General features: G+C 54.7%; 15 protein-coding genes. 8 read left to right on the forward strand and 7 right to left on the reverse strand.

The window, feature by feature from the left end; genetic code table 11:
- Window positions 1-49: 49 nt before the first annotated feature.
- Window positions 50-313, reverse strand: a complete 264-nt coding sequence (locus tag JGC47_RS06415) for a GrxA family glutaredoxin (protein WP_004156852.1) — start codon at window positions 311-313, stop codon at window positions 50-52.
- A 180-nt stretch (window positions 314-493) separates the two neighbouring features.
- Here JGC47_RS06415 and JGC47_RS06420 point away from each other — a divergent pair, with 180 nt between their 5' ends.
- The 8 genes from JGC47_RS06420 to JGC47_RS06455 all read left to right on the forward strand — a co-directional run bounded on the left by JGC47_RS06420 (window position 494) and on the right by JGC47_RS06455 (window position 7,707).
- Complete coding sequence (locus JGC47_RS06420) at window positions 494-775, forward strand: YbjC family protein (RefSeq protein WP_004156853.1); 282 nt, start codon at window positions 494-496, stop codon at window positions 773-775.
- The gene (gene nfsA, locus JGC47_RS06425; RefSeq protein ID WP_004156854.1) at window positions 759-1,481 is read left to right on the forward strand and encodes an oxygen-insensitive NADPH nitroreductase; all 723 of its coding nucleotides are present in this window, start codon (window positions 759-761) and stop codon (window positions 1,479-1,481) included. Before JGC47_RS06420 ends, nfsA begins: the two co-directional genes overlap by 17 nt.
- Window positions 1,482-1,747: 266 nt before the next feature.
- The gene (locus tag JGC47_RS06430) at window positions 1,748-2,227 is read left to right on the forward strand and encodes a YbjN domain-containing protein (protein WP_024015208.1); all 480 of its coding nucleotides are present in this window, start codon (window positions 1,748-1,750) and stop codon (window positions 2,225-2,227) included.
- Window positions 2,228-2,654: 427 nt separating this feature from the next.
- Window positions 2,655-3,764 carry a spermidine/putrescine ABC transporter substrate-binding protein PotF gene (gene potF, locus JGC47_RS06435; RefSeq protein WP_004156859.1) on the forward strand — a complete coding sequence of 370 codons (1,110 nt, stop codon included), beginning with the start codon at window positions 2,655-2,657 and terminating at the stop codon, window positions 3,762-3,764.
- A 124-nt stretch (window positions 3,765-3,888) separates the two neighbouring features.
- The gene (gene potG, locus JGC47_RS06440; protein WP_013035965.1) at window positions 3,889-5,022 is read left to right on the forward strand and encodes a putrescine ABC transporter ATP-binding subunit PotG; all 1,134 of its coding nucleotides are present in this window, start codon (window positions 3,889-3,891) and stop codon (window positions 5,020-5,022) included.
- A 10-nt stretch (window positions 5,023-5,032) separates the two neighbouring features.
- A complete protein-coding gene (gene potH, locus JGC47_RS06445; protein WP_004156861.1) occupies window positions 5,033-5,995 on the forward strand; it encodes a putrescine ABC transporter permease PotH in 963 nt (320 codons plus the stop codon).
- Window positions 5,992-6,837: a putrescine ABC transporter permease PotI gene (potI, locus tag JGC47_RS06450; RefSeq protein WP_004156862.1), complete on the forward strand. Its 846-nt coding sequence runs from the start codon at window positions 5,992-5,994 to the stop codon at window positions 6,835-6,837. Before potH ends, potI begins: the two co-directional genes overlap by 4 nt.
- Before the next feature lie 378 nt (window positions 6,838-7,215).
- Window positions 7,216-7,707: a YbjO family protein gene (locus tag JGC47_RS06455; RefSeq protein ID WP_004156863.1), complete on the forward strand. Its 492-nt coding sequence runs from the start codon at window positions 7,216-7,218 to the stop codon at window positions 7,705-7,707.
- A gap of 46 nt (window positions 7,708-7,753) precedes the next feature.
- Here JGC47_RS06455 and JGC47_RS06460 read toward each other — a convergent pair whose 3' ends face one another.
- From JGC47_RS06460 to JGC47_RS06485, 6 genes are all read right to left on the reverse strand, one after another.
- The gene (locus JGC47_RS06460; protein WP_004156864.1) at window positions 7,754-8,485 is read right to left on the reverse strand and encodes a lysine/arginine/ornithine ABC transporter substrate-binding protein; all 732 of its coding nucleotides are present in this window, start codon (window positions 8,483-8,485) and stop codon (window positions 7,754-7,756) included.
- Between the two features lie 131 nt (window positions 8,486-8,616).
- Window positions 8,617-9,288: an arginine ABC transporter permease ArtM gene (gene artM / locus JGC47_RS06465; protein WP_004156865.1), complete on the reverse strand. Its 672-nt coding sequence runs from the start codon at window positions 9,286-9,288 to the stop codon at window positions 8,617-8,619.
- Window positions 9,288-10,004 (reverse strand): arginine ABC transporter permease ArtQ, encoded by a 717-nt coding sequence (gene artQ / locus JGC47_RS06470; RefSeq protein ID WP_004156866.1) that lies wholly within the window; start codon window positions 10,002-10,004, stop codon window positions 9,288-9,290. The genes artM and artQ overlap by 1 nt, the downstream gene beginning before the upstream one ends.
- 3 nt (window positions 10,005-10,007) lie before the next feature.
- Window positions 10,008-10,739 (reverse strand): arginine ABC transporter substrate-binding protein, encoded by a 732-nt coding sequence (gene artJ, locus JGC47_RS06475; protein ID WP_004156867.1) that lies wholly within the window; start codon window positions 10,737-10,739, stop codon window positions 10,008-10,010.
- Window positions 10,740-10,754: 15 nt separating this feature from the next.
- Window positions 10,755-11,483, reverse strand: a complete 729-nt coding sequence (artP, locus tag JGC47_RS06480; RefSeq protein WP_004156869.1) for an arginine ABC transporter ATP-binding protein ArtP — start codon at window positions 11,481-11,483, stop codon at window positions 10,755-10,757.
- Window positions 11,484-11,683: 200 nt separating this feature from the next.
- The gene (locus tag JGC47_RS06485; RefSeq protein WP_004156874.1) at window positions 11,684-12,214 is read right to left on the reverse strand and encodes a lipoprotein; all 531 of its coding nucleotides are present in this window, start codon (window positions 12,212-12,214) and stop codon (window positions 11,684-11,686) included.
- Window positions 12,215-12,234 lie beyond the last annotated feature (20 nt).

Here is a 12,234-nt window from a genome sequence, read left to right on the forward strand (position 1 = left end):
GGATCAGCCCGGGCGCTGACGGGTTGCCCGCGCCCGCAGCCCGCAGAATTTACTGGAACAAACCCAGATTTTCTTTCGCGTAAGCTTCAAAATCAGTGCAGCCACCGATATGAGTCTGATCGAGGAAAATCTGTGGAACGGTTTCGACCGGTTTACCTACGGTTTTCTCCAGATCGGCTTTAGTGATACCTTCAGCATGGATGTCGATATAGCGGAAGGTAAAGTCTTCACGCTCTTCAGTCAGCTTCTCTGCCAGTTCTTTAGCGCGTACACAATAGGGGCAGCCCGGGCGGCCAAAAATCACTGCAAACATGGAGTTCTCCTGAAAATGAGGTGTGTCAATTTTGAGTTAATGGGCTGAATGATGCCCGCATCTCCTGCTTAAAGGAAGAAGGTATTACCTGTTAGTCTGATTCGCCAGATCTATACCGATCGGTTGCGTCCCTCAATCTGGCTCTGCCAAAAGCAAACAGCCGCAGTCAGGAGAGTAAAAATGCGTGCCTTGAGTCAACTACCACGGCTGGTACTTCTGCTGGAAGTGGTGGGCATTGCGATGCTGGTCGCCTCCGCCTTTGCACTGCGCGAGAGACTGCCATGGCCACTGAGCGGCAAGCCCGCCGCAAAGGCATTGCTGTTTGCCGGAACAGCCCTGATGCTGCCAGCCGTTTCGGTAATGCTATGGCGCTGCACCAGGATAGTCGCCCCCGCATTGTTTAACGCGCGTTCATTGCGTGATCAACCCACACCAGGAGATCCTCATGACCCCAACCATTGAGCTATTACGTTCCCATCGTTCGATCCGCTCTTTCAGTGACGAGAAGATCACCGCCGAACAGCGTGCAGCGATTATTGATGCCGCTCAGTCAGCCTCCACCTCCAGCTTTTTGCAGTGCTCTTCGATTATACGCATCAGCGACCGCGCTTTGCGTGACGCATTGGTTAAACTGAGCGGCGGCCAGCACTATGTTGCACAAGCCGCGGAATTTTGGGTGTTTTGCGCGGACTTCAACCGCCTGCAGCAAATCAGCCCGCAGGCGGAGCTGGGCATGGCAGAGCAGCTGCTGCTGGGCTGCGTCGATACGGCCTTAATGGCGCAGAATGCCATGATAGCCGCAGAATCACTTGGCTACGGCGGCGTGTACATCGGCGGTATTCGTAATCACATTGCCGAGGTTACGCAACTGTTGGGTTTGCCAAAATTTGTGTTGCCGCTGTTTGGTCTGTGTCTGGGCAAACCGGCTCAGGACCCGCAATGTAAGCCACGTATGCCAGCGGAGCTGTTAGTGCATGAAAACTGTTACCGGGCTTTGGACAGCGAACTGCTGGCGCAGTACGACGAGGAACTGGTGCAATATTACCAGCAGCGCGACAGCAATCCTCGTTCTGAAAGCTGGAGTGAACATATCCAGAAAACCCTTAGTAAAGAGAGCCGCCCGTTCATCCTTGATTATCTGCATCAGCAAGGCTGGGCTACGCGTTAATCCAATTTCCCAGCCGTTTTAACACGCCGCGATCCGTCAACTTAGCGCTGTCAATGGCGGTGGCTCGCCGCCGGGTAAACAGACGTGTTGTGAAAGTCAGCGCAGCACAGGATGTTGGCATAGCGATGGATAGAATTGATCTACCAACAGTATGGGTTCTGTCCTAATTGCGGCTTTTAACCTCATATTTCTATCGCGATCGTAGTTTTTGCTGACGTTTTTACGTAAGCTAGAGCGCAATTTTAAGGCTCAAGAGACAAATGCATATGGTTTCACTGGTCGTCCCGGATCTCGACGTGCTACGACGTTGGCTGGATCAACAAAGTATCACCTGGTTTGAGTGTGATTCGTGTCAGGCTCTTCATCTGCCGCATATGCAAAATTTCGACGGCGTATTCGATGCCAAGATTGATTTAATGGACGGGGTTATCCTGTTCTCGGCGCTGGCGGAGGTTAAGCCGACCGCGCTGATCCCGCTTGCGGGCGACCTTTCGCAAATCAATGCCAGTTCACTGACGGTGAAAGCATTTCTGGATATTCAGGACGACAATCTGCCCAAGCTGATTGTTTGCCAGTCGCTTAGCGCAGCGGCTGGCCTGACCTACGGTCAGTTCGTTCACTTCATGAAAGAGAGTGAAGAACAGATTTCGATGATCGTCATGGAAGCCTTCGCGAATCATCTCCTGATGATCGCTGAAGATGAAGAACGACCTCCAATGATAACCAGCCATTCCCTGCTGCATTAAATTGCACCTCACGGTTTTCCACGGGCGGGATCATGACCGCCCGTTCATCTTGCCCGGTTTTATTTCAGTGAATAAAGCGTGGCAGGCTGCTTAACCGCGCTCACTTGGTCACCCTGACCCTTTTTTATTCTGCGTTTTACCCACCGTTACCGTATTTTATCGGGGTTTAACGCGTCTGATGCCTGTCCTGTAGGGGAAATATGCATAATAAATCGCTACCCGGCGTTTTTTAGTCCGGGGGCTTTCCAGCATGAATGACTGGGGCTATCCTTGCCTGGTCGGATTTACGCCGTCATGCTGGCAGAGGCCCGGTATTGAGTATTCGTACTACAGTGAATAATGATGCATTGTCGATCTGCACGCTGCTGGCGGAACTTTGCGCCTGGCGGCATGGGATAAAGATTAGCCCTGTTTTGGAGGATAGAAGATGCTCAACCAAGGTAAAAAATGGTTATCTGCTGGTGCTGTGGCAATGCTGATGGCAGTTTCAGCTGGCTCGCCCGCCGCCGACAAAACGCTCCACGTCTACAACTGGTCCGATTACATTGCGCCAAATACCGTGGCGGATTTTGAGAAACAAACCGGCATCAAAGTAGTGTACGACGTTTTCGATTCCAATGAAGTTCTGGAGGGGAAACTGATGGCCGGCAACACCGGATATGATGTGGTAGTGCCTTCTTCCAGCTTCCTTGCGCGCCAGTTACAGTCCGGCGTGTTTCAGCCACTGGACCGCAGCAAGCTGCCGAATTACAAGAATCTTGATACGGATTTGCTGAAGAAACTGGAGCAACACGACCCGGGCAATAAATATGCTATCCCTTATCTGTGGGCCACCACCGGCATCGGCTACAACGTTGAAAAAGTCAAAGCGGCGCTGGGCAAAGACGCGCCGGTGGACAGCTGGGATCTGGTACTGAAGCCTGAAAATCTCGCTAAGCTGAAAAGCTGTGGCGTTTCCTTCCTTGACGCTCCTGAGGAAATATTTGCCACCGTGCTGAATTATCAGGGTAAAGACCCGAACAGCAGTGAGGCAAAAGATTACTCGGGAGCAGCCACTGACCTGTTGCTGAAGCTGCGTCCAAACATTCGTTACTTCCACTCATCGCAGTACATCAATGACCTGGCGAACGGCAACACGTGCGTGGCTATCGGCTGGGCGGGGGACGTTCTGCAGGCGAAGAACCGCGCGCTGGCGGCGAAAAATGGTGTCGATATTGCCTACAGCATCCCAAAAGAGGGCGCACTGGCGTTCTTCGATACGCTGGCCATCCCTAAAGATGCGAAAAATGTTGATGAAGCCTGGCAGTTCCTTAACTACCTGATGAAACCTGAAGTGGCGGCGCAGATTTCCAATGCGGTTTTCTACGCCAGTGGTAATAAAGCTTCGGTGCCGTTGGTTGATGCCGCCATCCGTAATAACCCTGGCGTTTATCCTCCGGCGGACATTATGGCAAAACTGTTCACGCTCAAGGTGCAGGACCCGAAGCTTGACCGTGTGCGCACACGTGCATGGACTAAGGTAAAAAGTGGTCAGTGACGGGGTGATACAACTAAACTTAAAAGTCGCCGCAGAAGTGCATCATGCGGCCTCTGAACGGCGGTTTCAGCGCGGGGCAAAGCCCCGACAGCAGCCTTACCTATAGCACCGGAGTAAAATGGCAGTGAATGATGTGATCCCCCGTCCTCAAAGCGAAGCTGGCAAGGTGCTGACGCCGCTGCTGGAGATCGGTAATCTGACTAAATCTTTTGAAGGTCAGCACGCGGTAGATGATGTGAACCTCACCATCTACAAAGGCGAGATTTTTGCCCTGCTGGGGCCTTCAGGCTGCGGTAAGTCAACGCTGTTGCGCATGCTGGCCGGATTTGAAACGCCCACTCAGGGGCAAATCGTATTGGACGGCCTTGACCTTGCCCATGTGCCGCCCTATCAACGCCCGATAAATATGATGTTTCAATCGTATGCGCTTTTCCCGCACATGACGGTGGAGCAAAACATCGCCTTTGGCCTGAAGCAGGATCGTCTGGCAAAAGGGGAGATCAGCGCGCGCGTTGGCGAGATGTTGGCGCTGGTGCATATGCAGGAATTCGCCAAACGTAAGCCCCATCAGCTTTCCGGTGGTCAGCGTCAGCGCGTGGCGCTGGCACGGAGCCTGGCGAAGCGGCCGAAGTTGCTGCTGCTGGATGAACCAATGGGCGCGCTGGACAAAAAACTGCGCGACAGGATGCAGCACGAAGTGGTGGATATCCTTGAGCGCGTGGGGGCGACCTGTGTGATGGTGACCCATGACCAGGAAGAAGCAATGACGATGGCCGGGCGTATTGCGATCATGAACCGGGGTAAATTCGTTCAGATCGGTGAGCCGGAAGAGATCTACGAGCACCCGGCTACGCGCTTCAGCGCCGAATTTATCGGCTCGGTGAATCTGTTTGAGGGGATGCTGCGCGAACGTCGGCCTGATAACCTGCTGATTGACAGTCCCGGCCTTGCCCATCCGCTGAAAGTGACTTCTGATGCGTCAGTGGTCGATGGCGTGCCGATTGCAGTGGCGCTGCGCCCGGAAAAGATCATGTTGTGCACACAGGTACCCGCCGATGGCTGCAATTATGCCGTTGGCGAAGTGGTGCATATTGCCTACCTCGGCGATCTTTCTGTCTACCATGCTCGCCTGAGCAATGGCCAGATGATTAGCGCCCAGCTGCAAAACGCGCACCGCTTCCGCCAGGGTGCACCCACCTGGGGTGATGAAGTGCATCTGTGTTGGGATCAAGACAGCTGCGTTATTCTGACGCTATAGCGGGGGGCCAATGAGTCAATTTACTGCACGTTATACGTCGGCCCCGGGCGCCCGGCAAACCGGCATAAAAGGGCTGCTGACCCGCATGCAGATGGCGCATGGGCGGAAACTGGCGATCGCCTTGCCGACCCTCTGGCTTTCGCTGCTGTTTATGCTGCCGTTCCTGATTGTGCTCAAAATAAGCTTCGCCGACGTGGCGCGTGCTATCCCACCCTATAGCGAACTGTTCAGCTGGGCTGATGGCCAACTGAGTATGGTGCTCAACTTTGGTAACTACTTAACGCTGACCGATGACCCGCTGTATATCGACGCCTATCTGCATTCTTTGCAGGTGGCGGCGATATCAACGGCGATCTGTCTGCTCATTGGCTATCCGCTGGCATGGGCGGTGGCGCATGCTGCGCCAGCCACGCGTAATGTGCTGTTGCTGCTGGTGATTTTGCCTTCGTGGACCTCGTTTCTGGTGCGGGTTTATGCGTGGATGGGGATCCTTAACGATAACGGCGTGTTAAACCGTTTTCTGATGTGGAGCGGGATCACCGACCACCCGATCGCCATCCTTTACACCAACCTCGCGGTGTACATCGGGATCGTTTATTGCTATTTGCCATTTATGGTGTTGCCGATCTACACCGCGCTGACGCGTATTGACTACTCGCTGGTGGAGGCTGCGCTCGATCTCGGTGCGCGCCCGCTTAAGACCTTCTTCAGCGTGATAGTGCCGCTGACCAAAGGCGGAATTATTGCCGGATCGATGCTGGTGTTTATTCCGGCGGTCGGGGAGTATGTGATCCCGGAATTGCTGGGTGGCCCGGACAGCATTATGATTGGCCGCCTGCTGTGGCAGGAGTTCTTTAACAACCGTGACTGGCCGGTGGCATCTGCGTTAGCGGTGATCATTTTGCTGATCCTGATCCTGCCAATTATCTGGTTTCATAAACACCAGAACAAACAGGTGGGGGGCAAGGGATGAATCGTTTACCTGTTATTCGCTCGAAGTGGCGTACGGCGATCCTCGCCGTCTGTTTCTTCTTTCTGTATGCGCCGATGCTGCTACTGGTGGTTTATTCATTTAATTCGTCGCAGCTCGCCGGATGGGAAAGCCTTTCGTTGCGCTGGTACAGGGTACTGTTCGACGATAATGCAATGATGAGCGCGGTGGCGCTCAGCCTGTCAATTGCCGCCATGTCGGCGACGGCGGCGGCGATGCTCGGCACCCTCGCGGCGGTGGTCATCGTGCGTTTCGGCCGTTTTAAGACATCGGCCAGCTTTGCCTTTATGCTGACTGCTCCACTGGTGATGCCGGATGTGATCACCGGGCTGTCGCTACTGCTGCTGTTTGTCGCCATGGCAAATACCTTCGGCTGGCCCGCCGATCGCGGAATGCTGACCATCTGGCTTTCGCATGTGACCTTCTGCACCGCCTACGTGGCGGTCGTGATCAATTCGCGGTTACGTGAGCTGGACAGATCGATCGAAGAGGCGGCGATGGATCTCGGCGCAACGCCGCTGAAAGTGTTCTTTGTGATCACCGTACCGATGATCGCCCCGGCCGTTGTTACCGGCTGGCTGCTGGCATTTACGTTATCGCTTGACGATCTGGTGATATCCAGCTTTGTCACCGGGCCTGGTGCCACGACATTGCCAATGCAGATATTTGCCAGCGTGCGTCGTGGCGTCAACCCGGAAATTAATGCCCTTGCGTCGCTGATCCTGCTGGTGGTGGGAATGATCGGGCTGGTTGCCTGGCGGCTGATGGCACGTGAAGAGCAGCAGCGGCAGCAGGATTTACAGAAAGCCCGTGGTGGTCAGTGATCATACCGGCGCGATCGCCATCAACCATCGGCGAATAAACCCGCCCGGGCATCAGTCCGGTTCGACCGTCAACCGCCAACGCTGGTGGAGACGCGTCAGCCCGCTTTGAACAAGCATCAGCTCGTGCAGGTGGTTGCCGGGCCGAAAAATAGCCTTATCAGTACCGATAAATACCCTGTCAGCGGATCAGAGTGGTGGATATTGTGCCAGCAACAATATCTACCAGCCCGATAGTTGGTGAATCCTATGCAACACGGGGTTATCTATCGCAGCGGCTAAAAGCGGGAGCGCTTTTTGTTTCATTGGCCAGAGAGTCAGGCACTGATATAAAGCGCCGGGACAAACGGTTGCATCATGATGAAGCCAGGGACGGAGGAAATGATGTTACCGAATTTTAGAAAAAACAAAGCCTCGTTCAGCCGGGCGAAGCATATGCCCGTTGCGGTGTGGGTTGCCGGCAGTTCGATTATGGCTACTCGCTGCCTTGGCGTGCTGCTGTTGGCTAACGAACTCGGCTATGAGGAGTTGATGAACCTGATCCATCGTAGTGCTCAGGCCTGGGGTTCAACGTTGATTTTCATCGCCAGTCAGCTGGTGTGGTTAATGGAACTGCGCTGCGCACTTGCCCTGATGCGCGGACACAACTGGGGACGATGGGGCTTCCTCGCTATTCAGGCCGGCGTGCTGCTGTATATGTTTTTCGCCTCCCTGGGCTGGATTTACCCGGAGATATTCAGCATGGTCAGGGAAGATGACCGCCAGCTGATACCCTCGCTGCTGCTGGAGAAATCAGCCGATTTGCTGGTGCTGCTGCTGCTTTTCGTGCCTGCCGGCAGCCGCCGTTATTTCACTCGCCGGGTTGAGCGCTAACACAGCGACCGGGCGCAGCATCGCCTGCCGCCACGCACACCGCTGGTTAGCGCGCGAACCAGCGCTGATCCAGCCTGTCGATAGTGCCGTTGGCTTTCAGCACATCAATAGCCGCATTAAATTGATCCAGCAGCGCCTGATTGTCCTTACGTACCGCAATACCGATGCCGGTGCCAAAGAAGTCGCTGTCGGTAATGTGCTCACCCACGCTCGCCAGATTCGCATTGGTTTTCAGCCAGGCCCCCACCACCGCGCTGTCCCCCAGGATGCCGTCCAGGCGGCTATTTTTCAGGTCGAGAATGGCATTTTGATAACTGTCATAGGCGACAGTGACGATCTCCGGATGTTTTTCCTGCAGATACCTCTGATGCGTGGTGCCGTTTTCAACCCCGACACGTCTCCCTTTCAGCTGTGAGATAGCGGTGAATTTCCCTTTCTGCGCAATGATAATGGCTGAATTGGCATAATAAGGTCGGGTGAAACTCACCTGTTTGCTGCGCTCTGCGGTGATATCCATGCCGGAAATGACGGCGTCATAGCGGCGAAATTTCAGTGCCGGTACCAGGCTGTCAAACGGGTTATTGCTAAAGCTGCACTCCGCTTTCATCTGCGCGCACAGCGCGTTGGCTAAATCGATATCGAAGCCGACGATCTGATTTTCGCCGTTAAGGGATTCGAAAGGAGGGTAGGTAGCCGACGAGGCGAAACGAATCTTCTCTGCGGCCTGGGGAGCAAAGGTTACGCTGGCGAGCAGGGCCGCCAGAACGATTTTTTTCATCTTTTTCAGTTCCTTAATGCCTTACAGTTCTGACGGAGGCCGTGACAAATGGCCTTTGCCACGGCTTGTTGAAAGGGTTAACGATGAGTTCAGTCGATAGCGGGGCGATTGCTATAGCCCGCGGTCAGCGTTTATCCGTTGCGCCGCTCAAAAGCCAGCGCCCGTCGTTCAATCAGGCGCATTAACAGGGTCAGTAAGCCGTTGACGCACAGATAAACCACGCCAGCGGCGGCAAACACGCCGATGTCGTAGGTGCGCCCGTACAGCAGCTGACCCTGGCCCATGACCTCCATCAGCGTAATGGTATAGGCCAGTGAAGTGCTTTTAAACACCAGCACCACCTCGTTGGAGTAGGACGAAAGCGCACGCTTAAACGCATAGGGCAGCAGGATGCGCAGCTGGTCTTTACGGTCCATCCCCAATGCGGCACAGGCCTGCCACTGTCCGGAGGGGATGGCGCGTACCGCACCGTGAAACAGTAACGTGGTGTAGGCAGCACTGTTAAGTGACAGCGCCAGCAGCGCGCACAGCCACGGTTGTGACAGCAGGCTCCACAGCCAGGATACGTTCTGAACAGAAGGAAACTGGCCCGGCCCGTAGTAGATCAGGAAGATCTGTACCAGCAGCGGAGTACCGGTAAACAGCGTGATATAACCCCGGGTCAGCATGCTGAACACCGGCACTTTCAACGCCAGCACCACGGTGAAAATCAGCGCCAGCGCCAGGGCCAGCAGCAGCGACGCTACGGTCAGCGACAGGCTGGTGTGCAGCCCCTTCAGCAGTTCAGGAAAATAGTTCAGCATCAGGCATCTCCCCGCTCAAAGCGTGTTGCGCGTAGCTCAATGCGTTTCAGCACCTGCTGGCTGAACAGGGTGATCACCAGGTAAATAGCCGCAGCAATCATATACCAGGTGAAAGGCTCCTGTGTACGCGTGGCGATGCTTTTGGTTTGCAGCATAATGTCGTTAACGCTGATCAATGACACCAGCGCAGTGTCTTTCAGTAACACCAGCCACTGGTTGCCCAGCCCCGGTAACGCATGTCGCCACATCTGCGGCACAATCAGGCGCAGAAATATGGCAGACTTTTTCATTCCTAACGCCTGTCCTGATTCCCATTGCCCCAGCGGTACAGCCTGCAGCGCGCCGCGCAGAGTTTGCGATGCATAGGACGCGTAGAGGATCGCCAGCGCAATCACTCCGCAGAGGAAGGGGCTGACGTCAAAATTCTCGATGTTGATCTGCACCGGGATCTGTACGAAAGCCAGATCGAGGGTAAAACCATCCGACAGGCTGATCAGCAGCTGCGAGGCACCAAAATAGATAAACAGCACCACGAGGATTTCCGGCAAAGCACGAAACAGCGTGACCAGTCCGCTAGCGAGCCACGCCAGCGGGCGCCAGCGGGCAGATTCCCAAACGGCAAACACCATCGCCATGAATAATCCGGCGACCAGGGCGCAGACGGCCAGTCCGACGGTTATCCCGGCGGCACTGGCAAGAGGATAGAAGTCGTTCATTGATTACTGCTGGAACCATTTACTGTAGAGGGCTTGGTAGCTGCCGTTGGCTTTAACTTTGTCCAACGCCGCGTTGAGTTTACCCTGCAGCTCGCTGTTTCCCTGGCGAACGGCAATGCCGAGTCCGCTACCAAAGTAGGATTTGTCGGTGACCTTTTCGCCAAGCGGTGCCAGCTCCGGGTTCTTCTTCAGCCATTCATTGACCACTGCCGTGTCGCCAAATACGGCATCGAGACGGCCATTTTTCAAATCGAGGATGGCATTCTGGTAGCTGTCATAAGGCACCACTTTGACTTCCGGCAGTTTCTCGGCGATGTACTTCTGATGCGTGGTGCCGTTTTGCACCCCTACGCGCTTGCCTTTCAGCGCATCCACACTGGCCACTTTGCCTTTCTGCGTGATAAACAGGGCCGAGTTATCATAATAGGCTTGGGTAAACAGCACCTGTTTTTCACGCTCGGGGGTGATATCCATTCCCGACATTACTGCATCGAAGCGGCGGAATTTCAGGCTGGGGATCAGGCTGTCAAAGGCCTGATTGGTAAAGGTACAGTCGGCATCGATTTCACGGCATAGCGCGTTTGCCAGATCGACATCAAAGCCCTGAATTTTGTTGTTGGCATCAATAAACTCGAACGGCGGATAAGACGCTTCAGCAGCAAAACGGATGGTCTGGCTGGCGCCGGCGCTCAGGCTATAACCAGCTAACAGTGCGGCAATGACAATTTTTTTCATCGTTATATCCTGCAATCAGTGCGATAGGTAATGTGCAAACGCCTCGGTTTGCGGCTGGTTAAAGCTGCGGTCATCACCCTGTTCCACGATGTGACCGTTTTCCATGTAAACCACGCGGCTGGCGGTCTTACGCGCCACTTCTACTTCATGGGTGACGATGACCTGGGTGATATGAGTCTGCGCCAGCTCATGAATAATGCTGACGATTTGCGCAGTAATTTCAGGGTCAAGTGCGGCAGTCGGTTCGTCGAACAACAGCACGGCTGGCTCCATCATTAGCGCACGGGCAATGGCTACGCGCTGCTGTTGGCCACCCGACAGATGCAGGGGATAGCGGTCGGCGAACGGGGTCAGGCGCAGGCGCTCAATCAGCTTTTTCGCCCGCTCATGCGCCCGGTCTTTGCTTAAGCCGAGCACGCGACACGGAGCTTCCGTCAAATTTTGTGTGACGGTGAGGTGCGGCCAGAGATGATATTGTTGGAACACCATGCCGACATTTTGACGCAGTGCGCGAATGGCGCTGTCGGCAGGCGGTTTACCGAAGTCAAAGTTGTTTCCGGCGATCGAAAGCGTGCCCGAACGCGGCATTTCCAGCAGGTTTAACACGCGCAGGAGTGAACTTTTACCGGCACCGCTCGGCCCAAGCAAAACCAGCGTCTCGCCCTCCGGGCAAGTTAGCTGAATGTCAAACAGCGCCTGATGGGCACCATAGAAGCAGTTAATAGCGTTTAGTTGAATACTCATGCGCAAAAAGTGAATAGCAATTGATGGCGCAAATCTTAACGCCGACAGAATAGTTATGCAATCATTGTGCGTTAAAATTTATTTCTGCTTGCAGAATGCGTAAATTACAGCACATCATATCGCGTTACAGGTATATCTGGCCTGTTAGCCTGTCGGCGTTATGCAACTGTGCGTGCCACAGGGCGGGGCACGCAAAAAACTTATTTTGACAGCAGCTGATAGAGTGAGCCGCTGGCCAAATGCGGCTTATGCCCCAGATAGCGCACGTCATCCACCGTCCAGCAGGCGCCTTCGCGGACCATTAATACCTCATCCTGCCATTCGCTGTTACCCTGTTGCAGGGTGACGCGCAGGGGAATGTTGCGGGCATCGCGGTTGGGAATGGTCGAGGAATCGGTAACGCTGGCGTGGCTTGCGCCCTCGCTGGCGCTGGAGAAAATATCCCCGGTCAGCATGACGCTTTTTTGCGGTTCGCGTTGTACGCCGATCAGCGATTGGTACAATTTGTCACTGAGATAAGGGCGGTACTTTGCCAGCAGCTGCGCATCTGGTACGCCTTTTGCGGGCTGCTGCGCGCGCAAATCGTAAAACTGCTGCGCCACGCTGTCGGGGCCACCCCCGACACAGGAGCTCAGGCGTGCACCGGTGTCTTCCAGGGCCGGCTCGACGGTGTTACAGGCACTGAGTAACAGAGCCGCGGGTAGCACGGCAGCGAAAGGCGGGTATTTCATTTTGATTTCCTTATTGTTAT

The sequence above is a fragment of the Erwinia amylovora genome (genome assembly GCF_017161565.1).
GTDB lineage: Bacteria > Pseudomonadota > Gammaproteobacteria > Enterobacterales > Enterobacteriaceae > Erwinia > Erwinia amylovora.

Bases quoted from the DNA above. Each gene is read 5' to 3' on its own strand.
- JGC47_RS06455 (WP_004156863.1), top strand. From the start codon at position 7,216: ATGATGTTACCGAATTTTAGAAAAAACAAAGCCTCGTTCAGCCGGGCG.
- potH (WP_004156861.1), top strand. From the start codon at position 5,033: ATGAGTCAATTTACTGCACGTTATACGTCGGCCCCGGGCGCCCGGCAA.
- potI (WP_004156862.1), top strand. From the start codon at position 5,992: ATGAATCGTTTACCTGTTATTCGCTCGAAGTGGCGTACGGCGATCCTC.
- artM (WP_004156865.1), bottom strand. From the start codon at position 9,288: ATGCTGAACTATTTTCCTGAACTGCTGAAGGGGCTGCACACCAGCCTG.
- artJ (WP_004156867.1), bottom strand. From the start codon at position 10,739: ATGAAAAAAATTGTCATTGCCGCACTGTTAGCTGGTTATAGCCTGAGC.
- artQ (WP_004156866.1), bottom strand. From the start codon at position 10,004: ATGAACGACTTCTATCCTCTTGCCAGTGCCGCCGGGATAACCGTCGGA.
- JGC47_RS06485 (WP_004156874.1), bottom strand. From the start codon at position 12,214: ATGAAATACCCGCCTTTCGCTGCCGTGCTACCCGCGGCTCTGTTACTC.
- potF (WP_004156859.1), top strand. From the start codon at position 2,655: ATGCTCAACCAAGGTAAAAAATGGTTATCTGCTGGTGCTGTGGCAATG.
- JGC47_RS06420 (WP_004156853.1), top strand. From the start codon at position 494: ATGCGTGCCTTGAGTCAACTACCACGGCTGGTACTTCTGCTGGAAGTG.
- artP (WP_004156869.1), bottom strand. From the start codon at position 11,483: ATGAGTATTCAACTAAACGCTATTAACTGCTTCTATGGTGCCCATCAG.
- JGC47_RS06415 (WP_004156852.1), bottom strand. From the start codon at position 313: ATGTTTGCAGTGATTTTTGGCCGCCCGGGCTGCCCCTATTGTGTACGC.
- JGC47_RS06460 (WP_004156864.1), bottom strand. From the start codon at position 8,485: ATGAAAAAAATCGTTCTGGCGGCCCTGCTCGCCAGCGTAACCTTTGCT.
- nfsA (WP_004156854.1), top strand. From the start codon at position 759: ATGACCCCAACCATTGAGCTATTACGTTCCCATCGTTCGATCCGCTCT.
- JGC47_RS06430 (WP_024015208.1), top strand. From the start codon at position 1,748: ATGGTTTCACTGGTCGTCCCGGATCTCGACGTGCTACGACGTTGGCTG.